Source organism: Armatimonadota bacterium (assembly GCA_016789105.1).
Classification (GTDB): domain Bacteria; phylum Armatimonadota; class Fimbriimonadia; order Fimbriimonadales; family Fimbriimonadaceae; genus UphvI-Ar2.
Map to the genome: position 1 here is coordinate 195,704 of JAEURN010000006.1, position 26,259 is coordinate 221,962.

Sequence of the window (26,259 nt, forward strand, 5' to 3'; positions counted from 1 at the left end):
TGCCCCGGCTCTGTCCCAAGGCTTGATCGTTAAGGTTCGCCACCAGAAAATGCTGACCTCAATGCTCGGGTGTCCACCGGGCGCCCGCTCGGGTCATAAACGTAAAAGCCGGCGCTGGCCGAGCCGGCCCATTGACCGAGCCGCGCGGAAAGGATGCTCAGGCCCTGCTGGCTGATGACGCGCGACAACCGGAACGCGAGGCCTCGGCCTTTGGGGGCGCGAATTTCTAGAATGACGGGATCCCGCTCCAAAATCTCCAATGTGAAGAACTGTTGCTGGCGGGATGGGTCCTTGCTTCGTTGCCGCAGCAAGTCATCCACGGCGAATTCCCCCAGCAAGACTGATCGGAGATCCTGACTGATGGACCGCCTCTGCCGCTGGTCGACCGGCCGCCCAGCCTTGGAAAGCAGGAACGTGTCGATGATGCCCGCCGGCTCGCCGGTAGAGGTCGAACAGCGGAGGTTTTGGATGGACAAGTTGTGGGAGTAGAACACACCCAAGATCTCCGGAAGGATCCCAGGGCGATCCCGCATGGCAACCGTGACCTCTGTCAGGCCCAAGTCGCGGTGGTCTTGGAAATCCAAAAGCACTTCGCCCTCGGCAATCTCGGAAAACAGTCGGCTATGTTGTACGATCGATTCGCCAGGCGTGCTCAGAAGGTAATGGGCCGGCATGGCATCCAAAAACGCGGCCAAATCCCCCATCTCACTGTTTGGCGCGTTCCTCAAAACCCGCCTCGCCGCGTCCGATTCCAAAACGTCGGGGAAGTCTTGGTTCTGCATCAGGTGCTGGGCGCGTTCAAACAATGTCAATAGGTAAGTTTCTTGGACGGGTGTCCAGATGTCTGGCCCAACGCTTTGCACGTCGCAATAGGTGAGCAGGGTCAATGCGCAAAGGGCCTCTTGGTCCGGAATGCCGTCAATGAACTCCATCACCGTCTCGGGGAGGTCGATGTCCCGGGTACGGATGGTTTGACTCATCGTGAGATGCTCCCGAACCAGCCAGACGACGGTTTGGATGAGGGCTTCATCCAATTCCCAACGCTGCATGGTTTCGAGCGCGATTCGGGCCCCAGATTCCGAATGGCTTGTCTCAAGGACGGCTTTGCCCAGGTCGTGGAACAGCAACGCCAGGATCAAAGCGGCCGGGTCGGTCAATTGTTGTTTGACTTCCCACATCGCCGAACCGGGGGCAATTGATTCGAATTGCTCCAGAGCTTTGAGCGTGTGTTCATAAACAGAATACTGGTGCGAAGCGTCCCGCGGCATTAAAAATTCACATGCCGACAACTCTGGGAAAGCGACCCGGAATATCCCGGTTGCCCCAAGCGCGCGGATTGTTTTGGCCCCCGATGTCAAGGCTGTCACGAACTCAGGCCCGGCATCTGGCTTCAGCGGCGGGAGCGATGTGGGAAGTTCCAGCCCGATCCTGGTTGCATCGGCCAGAACTACGGCAGCCATGCCCGCCGGTGAACCTGGCTCTAGCCGGGCTTCGCCCCGCACGGCATGGGCAAACGGTCCGAGCCGGTACCGGTTTTCGGTCAAGCGCTTCTGGCTCAGCCGGTTCTGGTGGTAAATCCTCGCCATGGCGCTGGCAATTTGCGATCCCAACTCAAAACTATCCAGACCCAAAATACGGGCGACTTCCTCCCTCCGGGCATAGTTCAGCTCGTCCAGTTGCTTGCCTGCCGCCAAATGCAGAAGGTTGCGGATCTTGAGGATGAAATCGAACTCTGGCGGGGCAGATGCCGGACGTTCCCCAATCGCGAGTCCGATCCAATTTGATGAATGAAAATCCCTCAATCCGCCTGCACCGAGTTTGAGGTGGGGTTGGGTCACCAATGGCGTACCGTGGGTTTTGTGGTACTCCTGCCGCCTCTCTTCCAGTTTTGCATTCAAAAAGTCGCTTGTCGGGAAGGCCGCCCACATGGCCCCGGCAAGGGATTGGAACGGACCGCTCGGGCCGGCGACATGGCGGCCATCAAGGAGGTTGCTGAGGCTGACGCTATCTAAGCCAGGAAGGTCGGAAGCCAGCCGGTAGACATAGCTCAGCCGCACGTTCAGCGACTTGCCAAAGACCTCGTGGGCGGTCAAGAACATCCACCGGATCGCTGATTCGAGTTCAGAACCGGCTTCTACCGGGACAAAGGCGATGTCCACATCGGAATGGGGGGCTGATTCTTGGCGGCCATAACTCCCGGTGGCAACAATCGAACAATCGGGAATGCCGACATACCGGTTGCGAGCCTCAAGCCATATCTCCCTCCACAGGTTGTCGTACACGGAAGACAACCGCCGGCACCACTCATCCCCTCGGGGATCTGATGCCAGTGACTCCATCAGGAGGGCCCTCTCCCGTTGCGCCTCGGAGACGGCGGTGGCGATGCGGTCGCTCATCGGTTGATATAGTATGCCGTTTCGTTGAGGGCCACTTTCTTCAAATCCTGGTTCAGGCGGTCATCCAGATAGATACAGAGCGGGGTCAAGAGCACCGCCCCGAACAGACTTGCCAGGGCCGCCTGGGCCAATCCATGCCGGGCAACCAGCAGGCAAAAGCGTCCAGCCGGCCGCTTGAGCCGGTAGGAAGTCACCTGGCACAGGATCAGGAACATCCCCACAACCAACAAGCCGGAACCGATGATGGGCCAATCGCCTTCGGACCACCAACCGGCCGGCAGATACTGGGCCAACGAAACAAACGGAGTCGAGTGCACGATCCCGAAACAAGCGACCAAACCGGCGAACAAAATGGCACAGGTTGTGCCCGCTGCCAGCGCGGCTCTTGGGATTTTGAGCGTCGGTGAAGTGAGGCTAACCGGCGGGTGAATTGCGAACAAAGCCACCGTGACCAGGATCCACAGGCTCACCAACACATTTTGCGTGGCCAGGTACGTGCCGATCGCAATCGCCAGTGCGGAGCCCGCCGGGATCATCGGGTGGAGGGGTTCGCCAAGCCGGTGCACCGGGGCGGCGAATACAGCCAACAACAATACGGCGCACGTGGCTGAGGCCAAGAGGAGCGATCCGGGGGCGGTTGAAAGGAGCACCGATTGTCCGCGCCGGCGGCTGGAATCCTTTTCGGCTTGCGAGGTAAAGACCAAGGCCCGATACGCTTCATTCTCCTTGAGGATCTTCGAGGCCGAGTCGCCCTCTTGCTCCATGCCCGCGCGGATAAGTTCGGTGGGGAACTCCTCCCGGCGGAAAGTTTTGGCTTTTTGCGACCCGGCAGAGGTGAAGGGTCCGGTTGCCGCCGTTTCGCCAAGCCGGTAGCCGAACCACGAGCCGATTCGGCTGCGGGCGTTGTCACGCAGGAGCGCCGCATTGGACAGGGTTTGGTACCGGCACTTGAGACTCGGGTCATTGCTGAGCTTGGCAAGCCCAAATGAGGTGATCGCCCGGTCTGCCGCGACACACCGGAGGTCAGAAGCGACGGCCGAATGCCAGCTCATGGATGCCCCGGATTCGGATTGCAAATCCAGAAGAAACCGTTCGATCTGCGTGGACTGGAAGTCGTTCCACTGATCTCGGTTTGCCGCCCGTTGCCAAGCGGTGTCTGCCGCTTCGGTGTTCCCCAAAGCATCCTGGAAGACAGCCTCACTCTGGCGCCAAAAGGCGTTTTGGGGATCTTGCACGGCGGCCGAACGGCAAAGTTCGGCAAGTAGCAAGGCGTTATTGTCATCCAATTTTTGGCCGCTTGCCATGCGTTCAAACGCCGCTTGCACAAACAAAGAAAGCCGGTCATCCGTGTCGGGAGGCGGCACTTTGCGTAGCGTTCTTGCCAAATGGGGCGATGAGGAGACGCTCGGGCTCGGCCCAAAGCCACGGAACCCGTAGTTCAACCAGGGCCGGGAAAGGGGGTGCAGGTAGAGCGCGATGACCGCGCCTCCCAACGCACCGAGGAATGCCCGGAGGGCCCTTGTCATTTGGCGAGCGGTTCGCGGAGGGAAGGGAAGTCCACTGGGCTTTGGTTTTCCAGCCGGGCCTCAGCCCTGGGTTTCCCAAAGGCCGCGGGTGAAACCGGGGCAGTCAGAACCTGGATCAGGGCCAAGATTCCGACGGCTGCGGCCACGGCGGCAAAGGCCGTCGGGGCCCAATAACCGGCCGAACGCCGAATCCGATCCGCCCTCCACAGGGCCACAACTCCAGAGTCGAATCCCAGACTGGCTTCAATCGGCGCCAGTCCCAGGGCACCGTGCATCGCGGATTTTTGATCGACGTACACCTCCATCCAGTCCGGATGGGATTCGACGGCCGATTCAAAATTTGAGACTTCGTTTTCAGATGCTTCAAGGTCGAACACGCGATCGGCCAAGGCAAAAAATTCGGACTGGTTCACTTGAACGTCCCCCCGACCGCATCCAAATAAACCGCTCGGAACTTTTCGCGGGCGGCATGGAGCCGAGATCGGACGGTTCCAACGGGTATGCCCAAAGCGTCGGCGACTTCGTCGTAGCTCAGTTGCTCAATTTCCCTCAGGATCAAGGTTTGCCGTTGATCCTCGGGGAGGCATTCCAAGAGTTCGTGGACGAGGATCTTGGTTTCAACCCGGTTGTCCGTGCCGCCTTCTCCAAGTTCCTGCGATTCAGAGGTTGGCTTCCGGCTCCGGATCCGATCCATGCAGAGCCGTACGCAGATTTTGTAGATGTATCCACTGAACGCGCGGTCGTCCCGGAGTTTGCCGATTTCGCGGAAGGCCTTGATGAACGATTCTTGGGCGATGTCCTCGGCTTCGTGTCGGTCATGGAGCAGGTTGGCGGCTACCCGGATCAAACGATCCCGGTGGCGGGCAACAACCATGTTCATCGCCGCATCGTCGCCCGTCCGCAGCCGACCGATGCATGTGAGCTCGTCGAGCTTGAGGTCAGCCGCTTGCTGCAAAGTCCATTCTTCTGCCATGCCTACTTCCCCTAGACGGTTAGGATACTTCTTAGACACCCAGATCATGGTGAAACGTTCAGTATCTACGTGGATTTACCGGGAACGGTAGACTCGCCCTCCGGCATCAAATGCTCCCGATCACGCCCCTGTACCAAGACCCTCCGATAACTCCGCCGGCCGTTGTGCGCCCGGCACGTCGCACCCAACAGGTCGATGGCACGCTGAGCATCGAGGCAGCTACTTGGTATGAAGACCTGGAAACCGGCATGACGGTCTTTGAAGGTGGGGTCAAGGCAACTTACGGGCCGACGGTTTTGACCGCGCAAAAGGTGACGGTAGATAAAGCCGCCGGCGTTCTGCACGCCGAAGGGGAAACCCGGATCGAAGACCCCGAGGGCAAGGTTTTGGCCGACGATGCGGAAATTCACTGGCGCGATGGCTTTGGGACGGCTTCCAACGTCCGGGTGGAAGTCGGCTACGTGAGGATCTCCGGTAGGCAATTGGAAACCTACTCCGGGGATAACCCTAAGTGGCTCGTCCGGGACGCATCGGTGACCCTGAGCGACCTTTCGGCAGGAGGAACCCGGTTCATGGCCGATGAATTGGAGATTCAACCGGGCAAGCGCGCCGTGGCACGGCGCATCTTTTATGTCGTGTTGGGGCAAAGGCTAGGGCCGTTCCCCAGCCAAACATTCAACTTGGATCGCCGGGTCACCGGATTCAAATTCCCTTCGATCACCAACAAGCGCGGGGTTGGGCTCGGAGTCTCATGGGATTCGAGCTTTTTGCTCGACGACCACACGGCCGGAACGGCGCTCTGGAACGCTTTTGCGGGCCAGCCTCAGGAATATCAGCTTCAATTCACCCGGTCGTTCATTGATGCGGGCAAGCAATCGACAAGGATATCGCCCCGATCCGACCTTGGGGAACGGGCCAGCGATTCTTGGTTCGGGAATATCTCCGTTGCCACCCCCGACTTGGAATCCAGCCGGATCCGGGATCGGAAGTCCAGCCTGACCCTAGGGACGCATTGGAACACGTCGACCAATGGTCGGTTCACTAACGGGAACGAGGTTAGCAAAGCCTGGGATCTGGCCTATGAACTCGGCGGGCCGCTGGGCGGCGGGGGATTTGTCTTTACGGGCCGGGTGGAGCGGATCCGGGCAAGCGGGTCTTCGCCTTGGGTTGACCGGGCATACCTCGACATGGCCGTCCTCATGCCGCCGGTCGAGTTGGGAGGGCAATTACAATCCCATATCCGGGCCGATTTGGTCGGATCGTTCAGCAAACAGAATACGTTTGGGGCTGGGAGGGCAGAAATCGGCCTGCTCTACGGGCTGGCCGACGGACTGACCGTCGGGGCGTCCTACATTCATGCAGTTCAGGCGGGGGATGCCGATTTCATTTTCGACCAGTTGGCGTTTGGCAGTGGCTACGTGGTGCGCGCCGATTACCAACGCGGGCCCTACACCCTGCGGTTTTTGAACAAGTACGACATCGGAACCAAGTCTTGGTACGACCAAGAGTGGGAGATCGCCATTGCCGCCGGTTCGCTGGAGCCGTTCATGACCCGCCGGAGTTTCCCCAGCGACTACCGCATCGGAGTCCGATTCCGGATCGATGGCTTCACCAATCGGTTGCTAGACCGAAACCTGAACCGCAAATAAAAACCGCCTGGCGGCAAGCGCCAGGCGGCGGAGAGTGAATGGAAACCCGGAGGCTTAGGCAGCAGTCCGGTATTGATATTCGGCAGCCTTGTATTCAAGGATGCGGTCCAGCCGCACTTCACCCGAGTCGGTGATCATGCACGGCCCATAAAGCGGGATGAATGCCACATCGTAGATCTCGGTGACTTCGGTGTACTCCTGCCCGGTGCGATCCGTGTAAGTCAGTGCGATGGTTTGGCCGATGAGGGTTTTAGCTTCGGAAATCAACATGGTTTTTGCCCTTGTCATTGAATTCAGCCGATCGGAACCGGCTTCAACATCCTGTTTCTTCCTCAATGGCTCCAGCCCTCAGCCTGGCAATTCTCCGCGTCCCGGCCAGAACCGGTAGCGGTACCGGCTGTCACAGTTGCGGTCAGCATTTGCACGATGGGCCAATCGGTTCTCCGAGTAGACTCAATGACCGTGCCGGCCCGGATCAGACGCATCAAGAGTGAAATCTGCCGCAACTATGCCCGGGCATCCCGGCTCGAATGGATCCTGACAAACGGGATTGGCGGGTTCGCTATGGGAACCGTCGCCGGCAACAATGCCCGCCGGTACCACGGGCACCTGGTTGCCGCCACCAAGCCACCAGAAATCCGGACGGTGCTCCTTTCGGGATTAGAGGCCTACATATCGATTCAGGGCGAAACCCACGGCCTGAGCAGCAACCAATATGTCGGTACGGTGCACCCAGAAGGGTACAAGTTTTTGGAAGGGTTCGGTTACGGCGACCACGTCGAATGGATCTGGGATTTCGGCGGTCAGCGCATCCGAAAGCAATTGGGGATCCACACGGGGCATAATGCGGTCACTGTCCGGTATTCCAACCTTGGCGCAGAACCGGCCACGCTCAGCCTGCGCCCGCTTGTCTCGCACAAGTTCTATCACAACAACTTCCGAGTCACGGATTTTTATCCAGAGTTGTTGATGTTCCCCGATGACCGGACCGCCCTCACCCACCAAGGGGTTTCGCTGACTTTGGATCACCCTGGGGCCAGCCGGACGCCTGCCACCGGGTGGTATTACCGGTTCGAGCACCAGCGCGAGTCCGAGCGCGGTTTGGATCCAATCGACGACCTGTTTTGCCCCTGTGAGCTCCGCTACTTCCTGGGATCCGGCGAATCGGTGTCATTGGTGGCGGCAGAAGGGGAGCCGCCGCCGGCCCTGGAATTTGGGGAGGCCGCCATGTCGGACGGCGAACCGGTCGATCATACGCTCCAAGCAGGAGCCCGGCACTTCATCGTCCGATCTCCGCAGCGCACAGGAGTGATCGCGGGATACCCCTGGTTCACCGATTGGGGTCGCGACACCATGATCTCGCTACCAGGAATCTGCTTGGAAACCGGTCACATTGAAGATGCCAAGTCGATCCTGCGCGGCTATGCCGGCCAAATGAAACAGGGCCTGATCCCAAACCGGTTTGTTGACAAGGGCGACTCTCCCGATTACAACACAGTCGATGCGTCGCTCTGGTTTGGCAATGCCGTTTATGCCACTTTGGAAGCCGATTGGGACGGCGATTTTGCCCTGGAAGCGTTGGGGTGGCTTGCCGAGGTGGTGGAATGGCACCTAAAGGGCACCCTTTATGGGATCCATGTCGACCCGGATGACGGATTGGTTTCTCAAGGCGAGCCGGGTCTGCAACTGACCTGGATGGATGCCAAGGTCGGGGAATGGGTTGTGACGCCGCGGCATGGCAAGCCGGTTGAAGTTAACGGGCTTTGGGTCAACCTTTTGAGGGTGGCCGCCCATTTGGCCAGAAAGTTGGGCAGCCCTTCTACCGCATATGAGAATCTTGCCGACAAAGCAGAGATTTCGATGCGGGCGAAGTTTTGGCATCCCCGGATCGGGCACTTTTTGGACACCATCGAACCAGACGATGCCTCGTTGCGGCCGAACCAATTGATCGCCATGGCATTGCCGTTTGCCCCGCTGGGCGGGGATGAGGCGGCCATTGCGCTCGGCAAGATCGAACGGGAACTCCTTACGCCGATGGGTTTGCGCACCCTGGGCCCAAAAGAAGCGGCCTATGTCGGCCGGTTCGATGGGCCGCTCGACAAGCGGGACGCGGCCTACCACCAGGGCACCGTGTGGCCCTGGCTTTTGGGGCCATATGTGAGTGCCGTGCTGCGGGTGACCGGGGACAAAAAGAGGGCCCAGGCGGCGCTGACCCACATTGTGGGTAGCCTGGATAGCTACGGTTTGGACGGCATTGCGGAAGTTTATGACGGCGACCCGCCGCAGTTCCCGGGCGGTTGCCCTTGGCAGGCCTGGAGCGTTGGGGAAGTTCTACGGGCTTGGCGGGAATGCAACCGGTAGTGTAAAAAAGAAACCACCCCGCCGAGACGGGGTGATCCTACTTGGAATTTGTTCTCTTAACCCATGGCCATCGGCATGACAACGCAGAACGTGTCGTCGCTGTCCGTGGGGCGGAGGATGGCAGGGCGGCTGGATTCGGTCATTTCGGCACGGACACCTTCGCCTTCCAGGGCACCGAGGGCTTCGATGACATAGCGGCCGTTGAAGGCGATGTCCACATCGCCGTTTTTGGCGACCATCGCGACTTCCTCTTTGGCTTCGCCTTTGTCTTCGCTGCGGGCGGAGATCACAATCTTCTCGCCTTGTCCGCTGAAGCGGATGCGGTTGGCGCTGTCGCGGGCCAAGATCATTGCGCGCTTGACATTGATGCTCAGTTCGTCGCGATCCATGGTCCACACCCGGGTGTATTCGGCCGGCACGACGCGCTCCCAGTTGGGATATTGCCCCACAAGGAGCTGCGAAACCAGTTTTGCCGAACCGATATCGACAACCAGGCGATTTTCGCTCATGCCCAATGTGATCTCGTCATCCATCCCAAGCCCCAAGCTGCGGACAACCCGCAGGGCTTTTTCTGGGACGATAGCGGTGACTTGGTTGCCGATGCCTTCTTGGGCGACCTTGTGCACGGCCATCCGGTGGGTGTCGGTTGCGACCAAGGTCAGGTTGCTGCCGTCGTAGGTGAACAAAACCCCGGTCAACACGGGCCGGCTGGTGTCGTCGCTTACGGCAAACATGACGCTGGACAAACCTTTGATGAGCTGGCCGAACTTTAGGGTGAGCGTGCCGGTTGCCTCAACGTCGGGAACAGGGGGGAATTCGTCGGCCGGATAGGCCATGAGTTTCCATTCGGAGGCACCGATCCGGAGGAAGACTTGGGTTCCTTCCAGACTGATTTCGACCTCGCCGTCGGGGAGTTGGGCGGCGATATCGGAAAGGAGCTTCTGCTGGACGCAGACAAACCCTTCGGATTCCACTTGGGCCGGGCAGGTCGCCTGCGCCCACATTTCTCCATCACACCCGGTGAGCGTGACGCCGCTCCCTACTGCCGCGATCTTAATCGATGCGAGAACGGGGAGGGCCGTCCGGACGGACGACGCTCCCGCTGCGATGTTGAGCGCATCGCTCAGTTCCTTTTTACTTACCGTTACTTTCATCTGCCACTTCGTGTGAACTTAGGGTTGGATTCGGCGGGTGCCAGTCACATGGGCAACTGGTACTGTCCCGGGTTGCGTTCGGCTTCGGCGAATTCGATTTCTGCCCCCGCCGTCTGCATCCGGAAGATGATCCGCAAATAGTCTTGCTCGTTGAACTCCGGGGCAGGCTCGCTGCGTAAAAGTTCAACGGTTTGCTTGAGGGTCGCCATGTCCGTGGCGAGGGACTCGTCGTGGGCGGCGGCCTGGTTCAGGTCGTCGACCATTTCTTCGGGCAGTTCACCGCCCGCGTAAAGATCCACCAATTTTCGATAAAGGTCACTCATTTCAGTTTCTCCAACGAGCCACCCAGTTTCTCGCGCAGTGCCTTCCGGCCGCGGTAGAGCCGCGACTTGAGCGCAGGCACGCTGATGCCCAGGGTCTCGGCCGCTTCCTTGGCCGAAATGTCCTCGAGGTCGCAAAGAATCAAAGGTTCGCGGTAATCCATCGGGAGTTCGTTCAGAGCGTTCTGAACCGTCACCCTCAGGGCTGCCCGTTCCTCAGTCCCAGTGTACGACCGTTCCCCCGAAATCTCAAGCAGTTTCGGTTGGCGCATTTTGTCGATGCACAGGTTGCGGGCGATCCGGAACAGCCACGTTTTGAAGGCCCCGTCGGCGCGGAGGTCGTTTGCCCTCCGCAGGACCCGCAAAAATGTTTCTGCCGTCGCGTCTTCAGCATCCGACCGGTTTCCTAGCATCCGGTAGGTATAGCGAAAGATCTTTTCGCCATAAAGCTGATACAACCCGTTCATCGCCGACGAATCCCCTTTTGCAAGGGCATTCAGCCAACGTTTCTCTGCTAGAGAATCTTCGCGAGGATTGCTCGACATAAAGGACGGGGGAAGCTCCGGAGAAGCCGCAAAAAATTATAGCCTAGGCCGGGTTGGAACCCGGCTGGCTTATGCACATCCTGCTCAAAGTTTGCCCGGAAGTTCGATGAACGTGACTTTCGCCTGACGGGCCGGAACCGGATCTTGGTCGATCCCGCTGACGAGCACCAGATAAACCGCGCCTGCCTTCAAGTTTTGGGTCACGGTCACAAACACGCCGTCGGTTCCTTGCCTTTGGACATCGAAGGTTTGGTTGCCTGAATCCACGGTGATCACGGCATTGCCGCCCGGATCGATAGCCGGGGTCGTGTAGAGGGAGTTTTGCCCCGGCGATTTGAACACGATTTGGGGAGTCGTCAATCCGGCTCCGAGTTCCAATCCGTGGTAGACGATCAGCTTGGCCTTGTTGCCGTTCGGGGACTTTCGGTCAAAGGTGAACGTGTTGAACCGCAATCGCTTGAGAGGTTCGCCGGCCGGGTAGTTTAAGATTCCGTGGGCAATTACCAAGTTGTCGGTGTCGCGGTTGAAGACGATGGCTTGGCGGTCGATCTCGGCGTTGCCGGGGTTCGTGTGGAGCGAAACATCCCAACCGTCTACATCCGGGCCTTTGAAATCGATCGCAGAAAGGGAGGCATTCGTGACCGTGTAGGCCAAGCCCGTCGCAAACGCCGAGTCGTCGAGCCGGAAATCAAGGTCGCCGGCATCTGCCGAGGCATTGATGAACAGCACCGTTGGGCGTGTGTCCGAACTGCCTCCGCCGCCGCCACAACCGAACAGCAGGAACAGGGCACCAATGATTGCGAGAAGGCACAGCCTCTTGACCATCGCGGTTAAGATACCTGATGGCCGGCTTGTCCGCCGCCCCCGGCTATTGCCGGGGTTGATTCCAAGTAAGCCTCCATGATAAACGCATAGCAGGCCGGGCACCCCATCAAGCTTGTGGCGGTCGCTTCAGAGGCCGTCCACCCGCACGCGGGGCAGGCTTCGGCCACTTCGGAGCCGAAAAACGAATCCAACACCTGCCGGAGAGCCGGGTAAGCGGTTGAACGGCCCAACTCTCGGCCATCGACGACGGCCTGGCTTCCGAACGGGTCTGTCAGGGAGTACCGTAGGGTCTTTTGTTGGCGCACGTCAGACGGTCACCGCCCCGATGGGCACGCCATGTTTGGTTTCTTCGCGGAACAGGGTGATGATGTGCCGCGTCTTGGCGCCCGGTGCCCCATCGCCGATCGGACGGTTGTCCAAAGAGACCATGGGGATGACCTCGGCCGCCGTACCGGTCAGGAAGGCTTCATCGGCGCTCAAGATGTCATATCGGGTCATGACTTCCTCGACCACCTCGATCCCGGCGTTCCGGGCCAGCTCGATGACGGTGTTGCGGGTGATTCCGCACAGCAGACCCTGGCTTGGGTGGGGGGTTTTGAGGACGCCATCTTTGAAGATGAAAATGTTGTCGCCCGTGCATTCAGCCACATACCCTTCGTGGTTGAGCATCAATCCTTCGCCGGCGCCGGCCCGGTTCGCTTCCTCCTTGGCCAAGATGTGATAGGCGTAGCGGCCAATGCATTTGAGCCGTTGGTCTAACGTGCTCGGCGGGGCGACGCGATAGCTGGTGGTGATGACGTTCAGGCCCGTTTCATACATGTCCGGGGTGTACAAAGCCAGGGTCGAAACCATGATCATCACGTTGGGCGGCGTTTTCACGGCTTTGGGATCCAACCCAAGGGCCGTCCCCCTCGTCACGTTCAGTCGGATGTACCCGTCTTCGATCCCGGACTGCCGGCACACGTCCAAAATCTGCGCCCGCAACGAAGGCTGATCCATTTCCATGCGGAAATTGAGGAACTTGCACCCGTGATAAAGGCGCTCCAAGTGCTCGTCCAGCTTAAAGACTTTGCCGCCATAGATCCGGATCCCCTCAAAAAGGCCGTCGCCGTAAAGATGAGCGTGGTCGGCAGCTGGGACGGTCGCGGATTCCAGCGGAGAGACCTCGCCATTGAACCAAACGAGCTTTTGCATTCTCACGATGATACCGATGGGGGCGGGTGAGGCTCGGCATCGGGAGGAGCTTTTGGCCCCCCCCTCCGTCATAATCAGTATCGGAGCAATCATGAAGACGGGAGTGCGCATAACCCTATGGTGTTTTTTGGGTCTGGCCGCCACGGGCGGCGCGGCACTCGGCATCCTTTTTGCAACTTATGACCCCCAGGTTGTGCCTGGGCAGTATGTCGGGGAAACCGAATTGCGCGGAAACCGGGCCGCAGTCCGGACGCAACTGGCGGCGTGGTGGAGTGATTTTTCAAACCGGAAAGTCAAACTCAGCCACAAACAACTGGGCGAAACGCCATTTGAGACGACTCTTGCTGAAATCGGGGAAGAGTTCGACCCACGGGAGTTCAATCCCAAATATCGGGAGTTCATCCCCAACTTGCTGGGGGATTATGACCGCCAGCCGCCAACCAAAACCGAACTGCGCCCGCAGCTCGCCGGAAAGCCGGCCCGATTAGACGAAGCAAAATCTTACTTTGCCGCCCACAAGCCAGAAATTGGGCCCGCCAAAGCCGTTTTCAAGGACGGGAAAGTCCAGCTCGATTATGAATCCACCTCCATCGATTTTGATTCGGAAATGTTGGCGACTGCCGTTGCCATGGCCGCTTGGAACGGCGGCAGCGGCGAGTTCCCGGTAAAAGAAGGGGACAAAAAGGTTCCGGACAAAGAACTGGAAAAAATCAGGGTCGTCATGTCCGAATTCAAAACGTCGTTCAGTGCCGGCAACGTTTCCCGGTCGTCCAACATCCGGCTTGCGGCCCGGCTGATCGATGGAACCGTCCTCATGCCGGGAGAGACATTTAGCTTCAACGGTTTTTTGGGCCAACGGACGACGGCTAAGGGGTTCAAAGTCGCCGGTGTTTATGTTTCGGGGAGGCACGACATCGATGTCGGTGGCGGCATTTGCCAGGTGAGCACGACCTTGTACAACGCGTCGATCCGATCGGCACTCAAAATACAAGAGCGATCCCCCCACTCCTTGCCGGTGCCTTATGTCCCCCTGGGGCAAGATGCCGCGGTCAGCTACCCCAACCCGGATCTCAAGTTGACCAACCCGTATGACTTCCCGATCGCCCTTTCGGCCACACCCGAGACGTCCACCATCACATTCCGAATCCTTGGTGCCGAAAAGCCGCAATTCACTTACAAGTTTCAGTCCAGCCTAATTTCCAGCTGGTCGCGCGGAGAAAAGGTTGTCCATGACCCATCTTTGGGATACGGGGTGCGCAAGGTTGTGGATCACGGCGGTTCTGGCCGCAAAGTGAGGACATGGCGGATCACCTACGAAGGCGGCAAAGAAGTCAAACGCGAGGTGCTAGGAGACAGCACGTACTCCGGTGGGCCCCGCATTGTGGCGGTGAACACAAAAGCCAGGCCGGTTGCCCCCAAACCGGATTCGCCTGAACCCGTGGAAACGCCCCCAGCCGATGCCGGCAATTAGTTAAGCGTGCTTTTGTCCACCCGGATCAACCGGAACTGGCGACCCTCGAAAACTACTTCACCGTAACCGGAAAGGTCCCCGCTCGGCAGACCGGTAAAGGTTTGTGGCAAAGGCTGGATCAGGTAGTCGGCTTGGCTTTCCTTGATGAATGCCTTGACTTGCTCGGGGGGCAATGGCCTGAAAATGCCTTCGGCTACCTTTCGCCGGTTCGCATAGTCGGGTGTTTCACTCCAATGTCCGGCGTACGTATAGGCGCCGGTAAAGCCGGAAACAACCGGGTTGAGGTCAGGGAGGTAAGGGGCGCCCCAAGGGTCTTCAGGTGACCGGCCGGGAACTCCCGGCCGCGCCACCAGGACTTTGCGGCCCGGAACCGAATCCAGATAGCGGAGGATCCCCGGGACATCCGAAGGGAGGAAAACGGGTTGGACGGTTGTGGACGTCACATCGTTGCGGATGAACAGGGTCTCGCGTTGAAACCAATACAGGCTGGTGGCGCAACTGAGAAGGAAAACCAACCCGGTGGCAACGTTTCGCCGGATCCGGAACGACTCTTCCGGCCCAGACCCCGAACGGAGTTTTTGGCAAGCCCATTCGAAACCATAGGCGGCCAAAAACCCCCAAGGGATCGCCATTCCCATGGCCAACTTGCGTTGGAACAACTGGGGAAAATACGGCAAGACGAGGCTGACCGCCGCCCATGAAGCCAAAAATTGCCAATTGCTGTCCTTGCGGGTCAGCCCCAAGGGGACGGTTACGCCCGCCAGCGCAACCACCCAAAGCACCGCCGGAAGGTAATAGCCTTTGTCCGGATCGTATCCCGTCCCGCCAACGAAGAGGCCACCGACCACGAGGGCCAGCAACGCCGGGCCATACCACTTCTTCACATCCGGGTGCCCGCCCCGGAACGACAACACACCCAAAGAAAAGAGTGGCAGGATCCCGAAAAGCAATTGGCGGTATGTGCCGCTATAGGTCAATGTTGCGGCCCGGGCCTGAAACACGGGATCGACTTTGAGGACGTGCATAAACCACAAGGCGGGTGGGATTGCGGCAGCCCCAATCACAGCGGCCCGCAAAGCCCAATTCCAGTCCATCTCCTTTCGCACCAGGCAAACACCGGCAAAAGCAGCTAGGCTGAACGCCACGATCAGAACATCGTAGCTGTGGATGTTCATGAGCAAGGCCATTGCGGCGGCCCCAGTTGCGACCGGCCGCCACCCTTGACGGGCCTGCCACACGGCGGTGAACACGGTGATGATCAGGCAGAGGCTCACCATGAATAACCCGTTGACCAACGCCGATGGGAACACAAACGCCTCTGGTTGCCAAACGTCAATCGGTGAGCGCTTTTCCAGCAGACCTAGGAAAGGATCCGATTCCCCGATCTGCCCAAAGGCCTGCCAGGCCATGAAGCCCAATCCCGCCCCGAACGACGATAGGATCAGGCCGGTTTTGGCGACAAAAATCGGGAGTTCCAACTTCCGCGCAAACCGTCCCAAAAGCACGACGAACAGGAACGTGAACGCGAGACGCGCCAAATTGGAGACCAGCGGGATCGCCACCCAAGAGCCTAACCCTTTGAGCGGGACGCAAAGGATCCCCAGCACCCAGAAGTAAAGGTGGATCGTCAGTCCGGGCTGAGATTCGATGGCAAATCGGTTGTCAAACAAGAACCGGCCCTCCATCGCTTGGTGCATCCAGGCCGCGTAGACCATTTGGTCGTCGGAGCTGAATTGACTGCCGATGTAAACACTGCCGGGAGGGGTCGAAGCCAAAGCGATCAGCCACGGGATGGCCGCGACACACGTCAAAACGCAGGCCAACCGGAAGCAGAACCGCTTGATATTTTGTTCGTAAGAGAGGGAAGCGTCGTTGCTCATGGGGAAACGGGTTACCGGGACAAACTTACCGGATCGAACCCAGGTCGTAGGTTGCTGGTTCGCGGCCAAGGGATTTGTAGATGGTCAAAATCGTATTCTCCCATTCGCGGGCGGTTTCGTTGTCGGGATCCATTTCCAACACTTGCCGGAAAAGAGCCAAAGACAGCGGGTACTTCTCGCCTGGCATCAGGGCCGGCGAATTCACCGCGACTTCCCCATAGTGCAAGGCGGCTTCTTTTAACCCAGAGCGGCTTTTGCGGGCATCGATATAGGCCTGCCTGGCCGCGGAAAGCTCCCCTTGGGCATTGGCTAGGGCGTCTTCTGGCGGCGTAGTTCCTGCCTGGTTGGCGGCAAACACCGCCGCGGCAACTAAGATAGAGACCATCAGGGGGATTCTATCCTCTTACCGCGGCGCCCGGCGTGCTTTCTCTTGGAACTCAATATCCCTCAAATGCGATTCCAACGACTGGGCAATGTTCACGGCAATCTTTGGGTCAACCTCGTGGCCTTGCAACCGGATGATTTGCGCCATGAGCATCTGGGCGTCAGCCGGCATCCGGGCGATAATCTCTTGTTCCGAAAGGCCGACCGAGAGTCGCAATGCCGACCGGACGCGGTCGACGGCCGCCGACCTGAGGATGAGCAACGCATGATCGTGGCGTCGAGCTCGGCTGAGCGTATCCCCCATCGCAAACATGAGCTCCTTGGCCCCTCGGGCTTGGGTTAATTCTCGGCTCGGCAGGCCAAACCGCCGACCCAAAGTGACGACAACCACCGCGAAGAGCAAAATGGCCTGCCAGAAGGCTGTCGTCGCCCACTTGCCGATTTCATCCAAAGCCGACCTCGTTTCAGCGTTCCCCGATGTCGCTTCGGCAAAAACCATCCGCCCACCTGGTGGCAAGTACCTTTGGGCCAGCCACAGGGCGAGATCCGCATTTTGAGCTTCGGCGATGAAACGGTTGCGTAAAAATGTTGCATCGGTGACTTCCAGCGTGACCCCACCATCTTGGGGCACCAGGAATGCAAAAGGCTGGCCACCCGATTCTAAGAGGACAACGGCATTTTCAGTAGGGTTAGCCTCGCGCAGCAGGGGAGCCTCAGCCACCCTGATGGAAAACTTCTTTGCCCCGCCAAATGTTTGCACGGCCAGTGGTTCACCTTTGGGGCGCATCTCTGGCATGTTGCCGGGCATGCCCAGCAACAAGACCCTCCCTCCCTGTGCCAAGTGCCGTTGGACGGACATTTGCATTTGGCTTGGTCGCTGGGCCGGTTTTTCCAATTCGTCTGAGTACTCTTCGCGGTCTGGGTCGGCTGGGCGGGAGCCCTCGGAGCGGTTGGATCCGAGCCCCTGCCGGGCATCAAAGTCCGTCATGACCAGGACATCGTTTTTGCCCAGGTGCAAAACCGGTGAGCGGTCGGATTCAACCTCGACACCGTTCTTCCGCAGGAGTTCGGCATAGGCCGCGAGCCCAAGGCCACGCGTGTTGACCGTGCTGGGGTTGACAACGGAATTTTCGCCGCCAAAAACGAACAGCACCGAGGCGGCAATCAGCAAGAGGCAGGCGACTCCGGCCACCCGGTTGAGGTTTTTGTTCACCGGGCTACCCCTTTAATCCCATCCATCAGACGCCGATATTCGGTCTTGAACCATTCAAGGTCGTCTGGGCCTTGGGGGACAAGTCCGTACCAGGCTTGGTCGAACCTCTGGGTCGGGGGTCTCAGGTCAAATCCCCCGGGCTTGGCGACGACGCTTTGATACCGGCCAAGGTGCTCCCAATTGGTTTCGTGCCTCTCCATTCGCAAAACGTTTGCCTCGTCGAGCCGGGTGAGGCAGGCCAGGTAGAGACACCGCACGGCGGATCGGTAGTCTCCATCCTTGGCCAAGCGGTCGGCATGGACGAGCCATTCGTCGGCGGTCCGGCCGATTTCTTCTTCGTCGATCAGGCCTTCACCCCCCTCCCCGGTTGACTTAGATTTGAACCGCACTTTGGAAAGTGCAAAAACAATGAACCCGAGTAATACGGCGCAAAGCAGTCCGATGACGACATAGGTGATGACATCTCCGAACGGGAGCCCGACTGCGGGTTGCTGCCGGCGCTTGCTCTTATCTTCAAAAAGCTTGGCGATCCGCTCCCCAATTTTCCGGAACGCATCCGCCAGCCATGAATCTCCACCACTGGTCGACGGCTCGTCGTGGTACAGCGGGTTGGAGAGGATCTGCTTGGCGTCCGCTTGAGGGTTGGCCGACGGGGTGCGTGCCGCCCCTGTTGGTATGGGTTTGGACGGGGCCGGGGCTTTCCCAATCATTTGATCACGGAGTTGGGCCACGTTGGGCGCCCCTTGCCCAAAAGAAAATCCCGCCAGCAACCCAGCGCAAAGCAGAGCTAACGCTTTCACTCGCGCACCTCCAGAACGTCTTTGGCCAACATGCGGATATCGAAGCCTTCCACCCGGACGCGGCGGTCATAGTAGAGCGTTGTGCTAAGAGCGGCCCAAAACGGAGTGAGTAGCCATAAAAGTATATAGCCCGGGGCCATCCAAATCGCTGACCGGATTAACGACCCGAATATGGCGCCGTTCAACCAGGAATCCACCGGGCCAGCCCCGACAATGAGGCTCGTTGCCAGTTGGATCATCATGAGCAATCCGGCAGAGACGAATCCGAAAACGATCACCGCCTGCATCGCCGTCTCCCACACACCGCTGACCATTTGGTGCCGCTTGGCCAAATATGTCCCCCGGCGGAACGCCTGCAATCCGGTGCCCCCTTCTACCACCGCAACAACGGGAACCAAGGAATAACGCAACAGGAGAGCGGGGACTGCGACGAACGACCCGAGGATGCCAAAACTCCCGAACAAGGCCGAGATCTCCGCAAAACCAGAATCCGGCATCAGGCCATCGGCGAAGGCACCGCCCAGGAAAACCACCGCCGAAGCGACGATCGGCCCGAATGCGATGGCCGTGACTGCGGTCAACAGCAAGGTGTAGCGGAACAGGTTGGGAGAGAGTTTGCGCCCGGTCGGGGGTTCGCCCGGCAACCGGTCGCCGGTGGCGTAGTCGTTCACCGCATCTACCGAAACCGCGTAGGACTGACCCAAGCCCAAGACAAACAAAGGCATCGCTACAAAGAAAGTGAGGGCGCCCGATGCAGCAAGGCGTGAAAGTTCGCCCGCTAGTTGATCCCGCCCCGAAACGACGAAAAGCCCGGGCAAGAGGAACGTGCCCGCAAAAACCAAGGCGACATAACAATAGAGGGCGGGCAAGGCCGTCCGGGGCAAGATGTCACGGGCTGAGATTTGGTAAATCCGGGCTGCCCGCTCCAAAAGTTCGCTGGAACCCATCGGGCGCAAAAATTGGCGTCGGTCAAGCGAATTGACCCGTTCCAAATGCAGTTCGATGGGGTCTTTGAGCTCCATTTCTCCCGGCCAGCCACGTGGAATCGTACCTTCCGGCCCAATCGGCGATCCGCCCGGCGGCCATAACCGTCTGTAGGGAAGCGGGTATCTCCCGCGACCGGAGAACAGAACTGGCATGAGCTTGACGGCAACTTTCTTGGCGACAACCCTTCTTGGGCAATCCAATTCCATTAGCTCTTACTGGCAATCGGGATTGAAAGATGCGACTTTTACCGCGAGGGTCGGCAAGGCATCGCAGCGAGAGCTGCAAAAGATCAATAAAGACTTTGCCCAGTCATACCGGTTCGACTACACCGATGTGAAAATGAAGGAGCCGTTCATGCTCCGGCTGGAATCCAAAGTCGACGACCAGTCGATCTGGTACATCATCAATGGCCCCAACCGGTTGCTGAGTATCCCCAAAAGCGGGATCCGGAATCGCGAAAACCTGAGCAAGTCGCCCGGCAAACGGCAAACCATTTTTGATTTCGGTCTTATCGCCCCGTCGTTGTTCGACGGATTTATGCAGGCGGCTTTCATCCGCGTGGACAGGGCAACTAACGAACCCGTTTTTGATGTCACTTACGAGTCCAGGCTGGGGGACGACTCCCGGCACCGGATTTGGGTCGACCCCAGCAAGCATTACGTCACCAAGCGCGAATGGTATAGCCAAAACGGCAGCAAGCCGCTTTTGGCGGTCTTCAAATATAAAAACCCGAAGCAGGTGAGCGGGGTGTGGGTGCCGACGGTTTTGGAGGTCTACAACTCCCAGAATACTTTGGCCGGCACCACCTATTACGAAAACATTTCCGTGAACACGGGGCTCAGCTCCAGCCTGTTCGCCACAAACTGATCCGTCGGGGGTGGATTTTGCCTTGCGGGGCAGGATCCCCCTTTTCGATTGAGTTGCCGAGGCTCAGCCCTTGAGCTTGCGTGTCATTTCCGGGACTGCCTCGAACAGGTCGGCGACCAATCCATAATCGGCGGATTCAAAGATCGGCGCGTCGGGGTCGTTGTTGATCGCCACGATCACCTTAGAATCTTTGATTCCGGCCATGTGCTGGGTGGAGCCGCTGATCCCCGCGGCAATGTAGAGGTCGGGAGCGACGACTTTGCCCGTCTGGCCGACCTGGAGTTCGTTCGCCGCGATCCCGCTGTCCACTGCGGCCCGGGTGGCCCCGACTCCGCCCCCCAAAGCATCGGCTAACCCGCCGATCACCCGTTCGAATGTCTCCGCATCTTTCAGCGGCCGCCCACCGCTGACAATAACCTTGGCTGTTGCCAGGTCGGGCCGGCCGGCGGATCGGATGCTTTGGCTGGCCCGTTTGGATGTTCCGCGCCACTCGGGCCGGGACGCATCCACTTGGCTCGATCCCGACCTTTCAGCCGGTGGGAATCCGGCGGGTCGGAATGTCAACAGGAACTTAGGGGCCGCGACCCGCACCGTGGCGAGGACAGAACCCGCCAAGACCGGACGCACGAATGTGCAGTCATCAACGATGGAAACAACGTCGGTGACCATGGGCCAATCCAGCAGTCCCGCAAGCCGGGGCAACCCGTCTTTCCCTTGCATGGAACTGACGGCCACCACCCGGTCATAGCCCTTGGCCAACGGCTCCAGTGCATTCGCCAGGTAGTCGGCCGGGGGGAGGCTGGGAAGCCCCCATGCGAACACGGTGCCGGCTCCGGCGTCGGTTACCGGGTGGCCCGTCAACTGCACAATATCGAACCCCATGCCCGCCGATTGAGGCAGGGCCGCGCTAACTGCGGCATCGCTCGCGTCAAAAGCGATGCACAAGGCCTTCACGGAAGCACCCCCTTGGCCTTCAATTCGGCTAGAAGCTCATCGACATCTGACACCCGTTTGCCCGCAGTCCTCGCCGCTGGCGCGGCATAGCTGAGGGTTTCGATGAGGGCCGGCCCGCCGCTGGATCGGCTGCGCTTGTGCAAGGGTTTGGATCGGGCTTTGATGATTCCCGGGAGGGGGATGAACCGGGGCTCGTTGAGACGGAGATCTGTGGTGACCAAAGCGGGAAGGGGCAAGATCAAGACCTCTTCGCCGGCGTCGGTTTCCCGGGTGACGGTGGCTTTTCCGCCTTCCAATTCCAGTTTGCTGGCAAATGTCGCCTGAGGCCAGCCCAGGCGGGCAGCCAGCATCTGACCGGTTTGATTGTTGTCGTTGTCGGTGGCCTGTTTCCCCATCAGGATGAGGGCGGGTTCGGTTTCCAGGACTACGGTTTCGAGTTCCTTGGCAACGGAGAGAGGATCGAGTTCATCGGCTGTTTCAATGTGGATCGCCTCGTCGGCTCCCATCGCCAAGGCTTTTCGCAGTTGGTCTTCGACCTCTTGGGGACCAATAGAAACCACGGTGATCCGGATATCTCCATCTTTCTCCTTTTGGCGGACGGCTTCTTCAACTGCGATCTCATCGAACGGGTTGATCTCGAACTTAACTCCGCTTAAGCTAAGAGCGGTGCCGTCTTCCAGGGGTTTGACCTTGGCGTAGGGGTCGATGACGCGCTTGATTGGGACGAGGATATCCATGGGCTAGTTGCGGAGGGGCTTGCCGCTTTCGAGCATGTGCTTCATGCGGGCGAGGCTGAGCCCTTCATGGCAGAGCTCGACAAACGATTTCCGTTCGCGGTCATTGGCTTCGTCCCAATCCGCGGAATCCGCAAAGACGTGTTTGACCTTGTCGCTGATTGCCTGATCGTGGCGGCTGAGGGCGCCTTCTTTGAACAGCTCTTGTTGCATCCGGTCGATCATGCCTTTGAGCGGCCCCCCGACTTCCTGCCACACGGGCCGCTCCAACGGCTCTGCCGCAAGCGCGAGCCTCTTGGCTTCGGTCAACAGCCGGTCGGGGTGGTAAACGGTCACGTCTTCGTCGCGTAGGTATCCCAACCGCCGGGCATCGTCGGCGTTGGCCGAAAGAGTCCCCTGGGCAATCAGTTGGCACGCCTCCACCAGCCCCTTGGCCCCTCGGGCCTGGTTGCGGAGCCGCATGACGGCATTGCCACACCCTCCCGGGATAAGCCCAACAAGCGATTCGGGCAAGCCGATTTGAGTTTCGGGAGATGCCGCGATCAGGGTGCATCCGGCCGCTAACTCAAACCCTCCGCCGATGCAAAAACCCCATACCGCGGCGACGCTCGGGATCTTTCCAATTGAGGAATTGAGGTTTTGGAAGGCGGCAATCGCCGCTTCCACACCTTCGAAATCCCCGGCTTCAATCCGTTCCACAAAGAATTTGAGGTCGAACCCGGCGGAAAACACCTTGGCTTCACTGGTCAGCACCAGGCGCTTTGCTTGGCCAGATTCCAAAAAGTTGGTCAGGCTCTTGACCAAACCAGGACCGACCACTCCCATTTTCGAAGTCAACGAAACGGCGGAGACGCCGTCTCCGAGGTCGCGCACGTTGAACCCGTCGCCTGTTTCGACAACGGGAAAGTCCCCGATTTGCTTGAATTCAGGCTCTGGTGCCGGTGCGAAATACCGGCCGTCGAAGCCTTTGACCTCGAGGCCTTGGTAATAGGGGCTGTCTTCCATGCCAAGGTTTGCGGCCCCGATCGCATCGATTGTGGCAAACGGCCCGTGCTCCCACCCAAAACCCCACATCATCACCCGGTCGAAGTCGCGGACGTCGTGGGAGATTTCTGCGGCAATCGTGGTCGCATATTTGAGGGCCGGACGGAGGTACAGCCGGAGGAATTCGCCGACTTCGCTCTTGTCTTCCAGGGCGGCTCGCAAACGCTCGCCAAACGGCAACCGCCCGAGGCTTTCCAAGGCGGGGAGATCGGGTTCTTGGCGCTCGCGGTAGGCGAAGGTTTTGAGATCGAACGAGACGAACTGGTTGCCTTCCTTTTTGAAATACCCTTGGCCGGCCTTGTTGCCGATCCACCCTTTTTCCAGCAGGTGGGCGATGCTGGCCGGGGTCGCCAGGTGCTTGGTCTCTGGATCGTGGGGGCACCGCTCGATCAAGTTAGAGGCGATGTCTTGCATGATGTCCAGCCCGACGATGTCATTGAGCCGGAAGCTGGCACTCTTGGGCCGGCCGATGAACGGCCCGGTGATCGCATCGACTTCTTCAACTGTCAACCCGAGTTTTTCTGCCACGTGGACGGCATGAAACATGCACCACATGCCATAGCGATTGGCAATGAATCCGGGGGTGTCTTTGACGGTGACGCAACGGCGTGCCCCAAATTCGTGGAAAAAGCGGACATACCCATCGATGACGGCCGGATCGGTCTCGCCGGTCGGGATGAGTTCCATGAGCTTGAGGTACCGCGGCGGGTTGAAAAAGTGGGTTCCGACCAGTTTCTGGCGGAAAGAGTCGCTCCGCCCTTCGACGAGCAGGCCGATTTCCAAACCGCTGGTGTTGGTGCTGACGCTGGCATCAAGCCCGATGAGAGGGTCGATCAATTCGAACAGGGCTTTCTTGGCATCCAGCTTTTCGATGATCGCTTCGCAAACCCAATCGGCCTCCCGGACGGCATCCAGACTGTCGGCGATCGACCCGGTTTTGATGGTTTTGACCGTGCCAGGGAGGTAGAAGTGGGGCGGCTTGAGCCTTGCGGCAGCGGCAAGCTTTTCATCCGCCATTTCTTTGGTTTGTTCCAACACCGTGACGTCGAAACCCAGGTTGGCGAAGTGAGCGGCGATCCCCGAACCCATTGTCCCCGCACCGATGACGCAGATCCGACGGCACTGTTGACGCATAAGCGGAACGATCTTACCCAGGGCCCCGGAAGCGGGAACCGGTACAGTAGCCCCCGATTTTGACTCTAAGGGCCTGTTTGACAGGTGAAACCAACCGACGATATAATCAATGACCAACATGAGAAAAATAACAGGATCGCCTGAGGTGCCCGCCTATCAATAAATTCCGAAGGGGGAGGCCCCGGCCAGAGCCCGGGCCGATGATTAACCGGCGCCTGCTGAAGTATGAGCAGCTCCGGGTGATCGACTCCGAAGGCACCCAATTAGGAATCCTGGACACGCGTGATGCCCTTTCGCGCGCAGAAGCGGTGGGGCTGGATCTTGTCTTGGTTGCGCCCAACGCTGACCCGCCGGTTGCAAAAATCGTCGACCACGGCAAGTACAAATATGAGCAAGACAAGCTCAAAAAGGACCAAAAGCGCAAGACCCAAGAAGTAAAGGGTATAAAGATCAGCCCGGTTATCGCGGAAAACGACCTCATGACTGCCCTGAGGAAAGGAAGGAAATTCCTGGAAGAAGGCGACAAAGTCAGGGTCGTGTGCCGATTCCGGCAACGGCAACTCGCTCACCCCCAAATCGGGGAGGAAAAGTTGTTGTGGCTGGCAAAAGAGCTGGAAGATTTAGGCAAGCCCGACCGGGCCCCCGTTTTGAACGGCAGGGAAATGGTCATCGTGCTGAGCCCGAAACCGCAAACTGGCGGGAGCAAAAACAAGAATGCCAAAGCTGAAGACACACAAGACAGCAGCGAAGAGGTTTAAGATCTCAGGCTCTGGGAAGATCATGCGCCGCAGTTCCGGCAACAACCACATGTTCTTCCACAAAAGCGGAGCCCAAAAACGCCGGCTGGATCAAGCACAACAGCTCAGCAACACCGAGTTGCCGCGCGTCAAGCGCCTGCTCGCCCTGAAGTAATCGGGAACTGCTGGCACCGACCTCTACCGCCACCGCCGACCAATCGGCTGGGAACCGGTTAGAAACAACATAAACGAGGAAACGAACAAACAATGGCAAGAATCAAACGCGGCCTGATGCGCCACAAACGGCACAAGAAAGTCTTGAGCCGCGCCAAAGGCTACTACGGTCGCAAGAAAAACGTCTTTAAGAACGCCCACGAACAGGTCATGAAGAGTGGGCAATATGCCTTCCGCGACCGACGGGCCAAGAAGCGCGATTTTCGCCGCCTGTGGATCGCAAGGATTTCCGCCGCATGCCGCGCCGAAGGGGTGCGCTATGGTGAATTGATCCATGCGATGACCGCCAAGGGCATCCAAGTCAACCGGAAGATGCTCAGCGAACTCGCAATCCACGATCCGGCAGCTTTCAAAGCTCTCGTGGGCACCGTCATCGGTTAAAACCGAAGGCAGAAACCTTTTCCAATCCCCTGAACTCCGGTTCAGGGGATCGGCATTTTTGGGGTCAGTCTTTTCCGCTTTGCCAAATCAAGAAGCGGTTTCCGTCCGGGTCGGCGTAGGTTGTGTGGCGCAATGTCCCGGGGCCGCCGGGCCCGCTGGGATCAGGGAGGTCGATGCCGTTTGCCCTCAATTCGGCCACATCGGTTTCGATATCCTGAGATTCAAAGGCCGCCATCGGGACGGGCATGGAGTCGGAGCCCGGCTTCTGCTGGATGAATCCGACCCGTCCCCCGCCGGGAGTTGCCAGGAGCACCCAACTTTCGCCAAAGGATTCAACAACTTCCCACCCGAAGCCGGAAACCATCCTTTGGGCAGATCCCGAGGGGTTTGGAGAGGGGTAAACGATTTCGCTGAAAGCCAATGTCATCGTGCAGTCTTGTTTACCTGGCTTGAGCGGGGAACTGCGTCAGTAGTTTTTTCGAGGTGTGCCGCCCAT

The 26,259-nt window shown here is 58.9% G+C and carries 27 protein-coding genes; 7 read left to right on the forward strand and 20 right to left on the reverse strand.

What is annotated here, in order from left to right; translation table 11 throughout:
- Window positions 1-29: 29 nt before the first annotated feature.
- Genes JNM28_06605 through JNM28_06620 form a run of 4 tightly spaced genes read right to left on the reverse strand, consistent with a single transcriptional unit; the run spans window position 30 to window position 4,895 of the window.
- Window positions 30-2,396 carry an ACT domain-containing protein gene (locus JNM28_06605; GenBank protein ID MBL8068101.1) on the reverse strand — a complete coding sequence of 789 codons (2,367 nt, stop codon included), beginning with the start codon at window positions 2,394-2,396 and terminating at the stop codon, window positions 30-32.
- The gene (locus tag JNM28_06610; GenBank protein MBL8068102.1) at window positions 2,393-3,922 is read right to left on the reverse strand and encodes a hypothetical protein; all 1,530 of its coding nucleotides are present in this window, start codon (window positions 3,920-3,922) and stop codon (window positions 2,393-2,395) included. Before JNM28_06610 ends, JNM28_06605 begins: the two co-directional genes overlap by 4 nt.
- The gene (locus JNM28_06615; GenBank protein ID MBL8068103.1) at window positions 3,919-4,335 is read right to left on the reverse strand and encodes a hypothetical protein; all 417 of its coding nucleotides are present in this window, start codon (window positions 4,333-4,335) and stop codon (window positions 3,919-3,921) included. Before JNM28_06615 ends, JNM28_06610 begins: the two co-directional genes overlap by 4 nt.
- Complete coding sequence (locus tag JNM28_06620; GenBank protein MBL8068104.1) at window positions 4,332-4,895, reverse strand: sigma-70 family RNA polymerase sigma factor; 564 nt, start codon at window positions 4,893-4,895, stop codon at window positions 4,332-4,334. Before JNM28_06620 ends, JNM28_06615 begins: the two co-directional genes overlap by 4 nt.
- A gap of 110 nt (window positions 4,896-5,005) precedes the next feature.
- On the opposite strand from JNM28_06620, the gene JNM28_06625 reads away from it, so the two are divergent.
- Complete coding sequence (locus JNM28_06625) at window positions 5,006-6,544, forward strand: hypothetical protein (protein ID MBL8068105.1); 1,539 nt, start codon at window positions 5,006-5,008, stop codon at window positions 6,542-6,544.
- A 54-nt stretch (window positions 6,545-6,598) separates the two neighbouring features.
- On the opposite strand, the gene JNM28_06630 is transcribed toward JNM28_06625, so the two are convergent.
- Window positions 6,599-6,814 carry a hypothetical protein gene (locus JNM28_06630; GenBank protein ID MBL8068106.1) on the reverse strand — a complete coding sequence of 72 codons (216 nt, stop codon included), beginning with the start codon at window positions 6,812-6,814 and terminating at the stop codon, window positions 6,599-6,601.
- 192 nt (window positions 6,815-7,006) lie between these two features.
- Between JNM28_06630 and JNM28_06635 the strand changes: the two genes are divergently transcribed.
- Window positions 7,007-8,905 carry a glycogen debranching enzyme family protein gene (locus tag JNM28_06635; protein MBL8068107.1) on the forward strand — a complete coding sequence of 633 codons (1,899 nt, stop codon included), beginning with the start codon at window positions 7,007-7,009 and terminating at the stop codon, window positions 8,903-8,905.
- Window positions 8,906-8,961: 56 nt separating this feature from the next.
- Here the strand turns inward: JNM28_06635 and dnaN are convergent, their stop codons facing one another.
- The 6 genes from dnaN to ilvE form a co-directional block, all read right to left on the reverse strand.
- Complete coding sequence (dnaN, locus tag JNM28_06640; GenBank protein ID MBL8068108.1) at window positions 8,962-10,059, reverse strand: DNA polymerase III subunit beta; 1,098 nt, start codon at window positions 10,057-10,059, stop codon at window positions 8,962-8,964.
- Window positions 10,060-10,103: 44 nt separating this feature from the next.
- A complete protein-coding gene (locus tag JNM28_06645) occupies window positions 10,104-10,382 on the reverse strand; it encodes a hypothetical protein (GenBank protein ID MBL8068109.1) in 279 nt (92 codons plus the stop codon).
- Complete coding sequence (locus JNM28_06650; GenBank protein MBL8068110.1) at window positions 10,379-10,846, reverse strand: sigma-70 family RNA polymerase sigma factor; 468 nt, start codon at window positions 10,844-10,846, stop codon at window positions 10,379-10,381. The genes JNM28_06645 and JNM28_06650 overlap by 4 nt, the downstream gene beginning before the upstream one ends.
- A 162-nt stretch (window positions 10,847-11,008) precedes the next feature.
- Window positions 11,009-11,749 carry a DUF4397 domain-containing protein gene (locus JNM28_06655; GenBank protein MBL8068111.1) on the reverse strand — a complete coding sequence of 247 codons (741 nt, stop codon included), beginning with the start codon at window positions 11,747-11,749 and terminating at the stop codon, window positions 11,009-11,011.
- 5 nt (window positions 11,750-11,754) lie between these two features.
- Window positions 11,755-12,054 (reverse strand): hypothetical protein, encoded by a 300-nt coding sequence (locus JNM28_06660; protein MBL8068112.1) that lies wholly within the window; start codon window positions 12,052-12,054, stop codon window positions 11,755-11,757.
- A 1-nt stretch (window position 12,055) separates the two neighbouring features.
- Window positions 12,056-12,943, reverse strand: coding sequence for a branched-chain-amino-acid transaminase (ilvE, locus tag JNM28_06665; GenBank protein ID MBL8068113.1), 888 nt, complete (start codon window positions 12,941-12,943; stop codon window positions 12,056-12,058).
- 91 nt (window positions 12,944-13,034) lie between these two features.
- Here ilvE and JNM28_06670 point away from each other — a divergent pair, with 91 nt between their 5' ends.
- On the forward strand, window positions 13,035-14,414 hold the full coding sequence (locus JNM28_06670; protein MBL8068114.1) for a VanW family protein: 1,380 nt from the start codon (window positions 13,035-13,037) through the stop codon (window positions 14,412-14,414).
- Here the strand turns inward: JNM28_06670 and JNM28_06675 are convergent.
- From JNM28_06675 to JNM28_06695, 5 genes are all read right to left on the reverse strand, one after another.
- Complete coding sequence (locus JNM28_06675; protein ID MBL8068115.1) at window positions 14,411-16,294, reverse strand: hypothetical protein; 1,884 nt, start codon at window positions 16,292-16,294, stop codon at window positions 14,411-14,413. The genes JNM28_06670 and JNM28_06675 overlap by 4 nt on opposite strands.
- Before the next feature lie 25 nt (window positions 16,295-16,319).
- A complete protein-coding gene (locus JNM28_06680) occupies window positions 16,320-16,679 on the reverse strand; it encodes a hypothetical protein (GenBank protein ID MBL8068116.1) in 360 nt (119 codons plus the stop codon).
- 18 nt (window positions 16,680-16,697) lie between these two features.
- Window positions 16,698-17,891: a hypothetical protein gene (locus tag JNM28_06685; protein ID MBL8068117.1), complete on the reverse strand. Its 1,194-nt coding sequence runs from the start codon at window positions 17,889-17,891 to the stop codon at window positions 16,698-16,700.
- Entirely contained in the window at window positions 17,888-18,601 is a 714-nt protein-coding gene (locus JNM28_06690; GenBank protein MBL8068118.1) for a hypothetical protein, read from the reverse strand. Before JNM28_06690 ends, JNM28_06685 begins: the two co-directional genes overlap by 4 nt.
- An 86-nt stretch (window positions 18,602-18,687) precedes the next feature.
- On the reverse strand, window positions 18,688-19,713 hold the full coding sequence (locus JNM28_06695; GenBank protein ID MBL8068119.1) for a hypothetical protein: 1,026 nt from the start codon (window positions 19,711-19,713) through the stop codon (window positions 18,688-18,690).
- 115 nt (window positions 19,714-19,828) lie between these two features.
- Between JNM28_06695 and JNM28_06700 the strand changes: the two genes are divergently transcribed.
- Window positions 19,829-20,545: an outer membrane lipoprotein-sorting protein gene (locus JNM28_06700; GenBank protein ID MBL8068120.1), complete on the forward strand. Its 717-nt coding sequence runs from the start codon at window positions 19,829-19,831 to the stop codon at window positions 20,543-20,545.
- A 63-nt stretch (window positions 20,546-20,608) separates the two neighbouring features.
- Here JNM28_06700 and JNM28_06705 read toward each other — a convergent pair whose 3' ends face one another.
- The 3 genes from JNM28_06705 to JNM28_06715 form a co-directional block, all read right to left on the reverse strand.
- Window positions 20,609-21,427 (reverse strand): FAD-binding protein, encoded by an 819-nt coding sequence (locus JNM28_06705; GenBank protein MBL8068121.1) that lies wholly within the window; start codon window positions 21,425-21,427, stop codon window positions 20,609-20,611.
- 68 nt (window positions 21,428-21,495) lie between these two features.
- A complete protein-coding gene (locus JNM28_06710) occupies window positions 21,496-22,236 on the reverse strand; it encodes an electron transfer flavoprotein subunit beta/FixA family protein (GenBank protein MBL8068122.1) in 741 nt (246 codons plus the stop codon).
- A 3-nt stretch (window positions 22,237-22,239) separates the two neighbouring features.
- Window positions 22,240-24,411, reverse strand: a complete 2,172-nt coding sequence (locus tag JNM28_06715; protein MBL8068123.1) for an enoyl-CoA hydratase/isomerase family protein — start codon at window positions 24,409-24,411, stop codon at window positions 22,240-22,242.
- Between the two features lie 200 nt (window positions 24,412-24,611).
- On the opposite strand from JNM28_06715, the gene JNM28_06720 reads away from it, so the two are divergent.
- From JNM28_06720 to rplT, 3 genes are all read left to right on the forward strand, one after another.
- Window positions 24,612-25,169, forward strand: coding sequence for a translation initiation factor IF-3 (locus tag JNM28_06720; GenBank protein MBL8068124.1), 558 nt, complete (start codon window positions 24,612-24,614; stop codon window positions 25,167-25,169).
- Window positions 25,126-25,323 carry a 50S ribosomal protein L35 gene (gene rpmI, locus JNM28_06725; GenBank protein ID MBL8068125.1) on the forward strand — a complete coding sequence of 66 codons (198 nt, stop codon included), beginning with the start codon at window positions 25,126-25,128 and terminating at the stop codon, window positions 25,321-25,323. The genes JNM28_06720 and rpmI overlap by 44 nt, the downstream gene beginning before the upstream one ends.
- Before the next feature lie 92 nt (window positions 25,324-25,415).
- Entirely contained in the window at window positions 25,416-25,763 is a 348-nt protein-coding gene (gene rplT, locus JNM28_06730) for a 50S ribosomal protein L20 (GenBank protein MBL8068126.1), read from the forward strand.
- A gap of 64 nt (window positions 25,764-25,827) precedes the next feature.
- Here the strand turns inward: rplT and JNM28_06735 are convergent, their stop codons facing one another.
- Window positions 25,828-26,190: a VOC family protein gene (locus tag JNM28_06735; GenBank protein ID MBL8068127.1), complete on the reverse strand. Its 363-nt coding sequence runs from the start codon at window positions 26,188-26,190 to the stop codon at window positions 25,828-25,830.
- Window positions 26,191-26,259 lie beyond the last annotated feature (69 nt).

Coding starts and splice junctions, on each gene's coding strand:
- JNM28_06710 (MBL8068122.1), bottom strand. CDS start 22,236: ATGGATATCCTCGTCCCAATCAAGCGCGTCATCGACCCCTACGCCAAG.
- JNM28_06670 (MBL8068114.1), top strand. CDS start 13,035: ATGAAGACGGGAGTGCGCATAACCCTATGGTGTTTTTTGGGTCTGGCC.
- JNM28_06630 (MBL8068106.1), bottom strand. CDS start 6,814: ATGTTGATTTCCGAAGCTAAAACCCTCATCGGCCAAACCATCGCACTG.
- JNM28_06620 (MBL8068104.1), bottom strand. CDS start 4,895: ATGGCAGAAGAATGGACTTTGCAGCAAGCGGCTGACCTCAAGCTCGAC.
- JNM28_06720 (MBL8068124.1), top strand. CDS start 24,612: ATGATTAACCGGCGCCTGCTGAAGTATGAGCAGCTCCGGGTGATCGAC.
- JNM28_06680 (MBL8068116.1), bottom strand. CDS start 16,679: ATGGTCTCTATCTTAGTTGCCGCGGCGGTGTTTGCCGCCAACCAGGCA.
- dnaN (MBL8068108.1), bottom strand. CDS start 10,059: ATGAAAGTAACGGTAAGTAAAAAGGAACTGAGCGATGCGCTCAACATC.
- JNM28_06645 (MBL8068109.1), bottom strand. CDS start 10,382: ATGAGTGACCTTTATCGAAAATTGGTGGATCTTTACGCGGGCGGTGAA.
- ilvE (MBL8068113.1), bottom strand. CDS start 12,943: ATGCAAAAGCTCGTTTGGTTCAATGGCGAGGTCTCTCCGCTGGAATCC.
- rpmI (MBL8068125.1), top strand. CDS start 25,126: ATGCCAAAGCTGAAGACACACAAGACAGCAGCGAAGAGGTTTAAGATC.
- JNM28_06695 (MBL8068119.1), bottom strand. CDS start 19,713: ATGGAGCTCAAAGACCCCATCGAACTGCATTTGGAACGGGTCAATTCG.
- JNM28_06735 (MBL8068127.1), bottom strand. CDS start 26,190: ATGACATTGGCTTTCAGCGAAATCGTTTACCCCTCTCCAAACCCCTCG.
- JNM28_06650 (MBL8068110.1), bottom strand. CDS start 10,846: ATGAACGGGTTGTATCAGCTTTATGGCGAAAAGATCTTTCGCTATACC.
- JNM28_06625 (MBL8068105.1), top strand. CDS start 5,006: ATGCTCCCGATCACGCCCCTGTACCAAGACCCTCCGATAACTCCGCCG.
- JNM28_06705 (MBL8068121.1), bottom strand. CDS start 21,427: ATGGGGTTCGATATTGTGCAGTTGACGGGCCACCCGGTAACCGACGCC.
- JNM28_06715 (MBL8068123.1), bottom strand. CDS start 24,411: ATGCGTCAACAGTGCCGTCGGATCTGCGTCATCGGTGCGGGGACAATG.
- rplT (MBL8068126.1), top strand. CDS start 25,416: ATGGCAAGAATCAAACGCGGCCTGATGCGCCACAAACGGCACAAGAAA.
- JNM28_06605 (MBL8068101.1), bottom strand. CDS start 2,396: ATGAGCGACCGCATCGCCACCGCCGTCTCCGAGGCGCAACGGGAGAGG.
- JNM28_06690 (MBL8068118.1), bottom strand. CDS start 18,601: ATGATTGGGAAAGCCCCGGCCCCGTCCAAACCCATACCAACAGGGGCG.
- JNM28_06610 (MBL8068102.1), bottom strand. CDS start 3,922: ATGACAAGGGCCCTCCGGGCATTCCTCGGTGCGTTGGGAGGCGCGGTC.
- JNM28_06700 (MBL8068120.1), top strand. CDS start 19,829: ATGAGCTTGACGGCAACTTTCTTGGCGACAACCCTTCTTGGGCAATCC.
- JNM28_06655 (MBL8068111.1), bottom strand. CDS start 11,749: ATGGTCAAGAGGCTGTGCCTTCTCGCAATCATTGGTGCCCTGTTCCTG.
- JNM28_06675 (MBL8068115.1), bottom strand. CDS start 16,294: ATGAGCAACGACGCTTCCCTCTCTTACGAACAAAATATCAAGCGGTTC.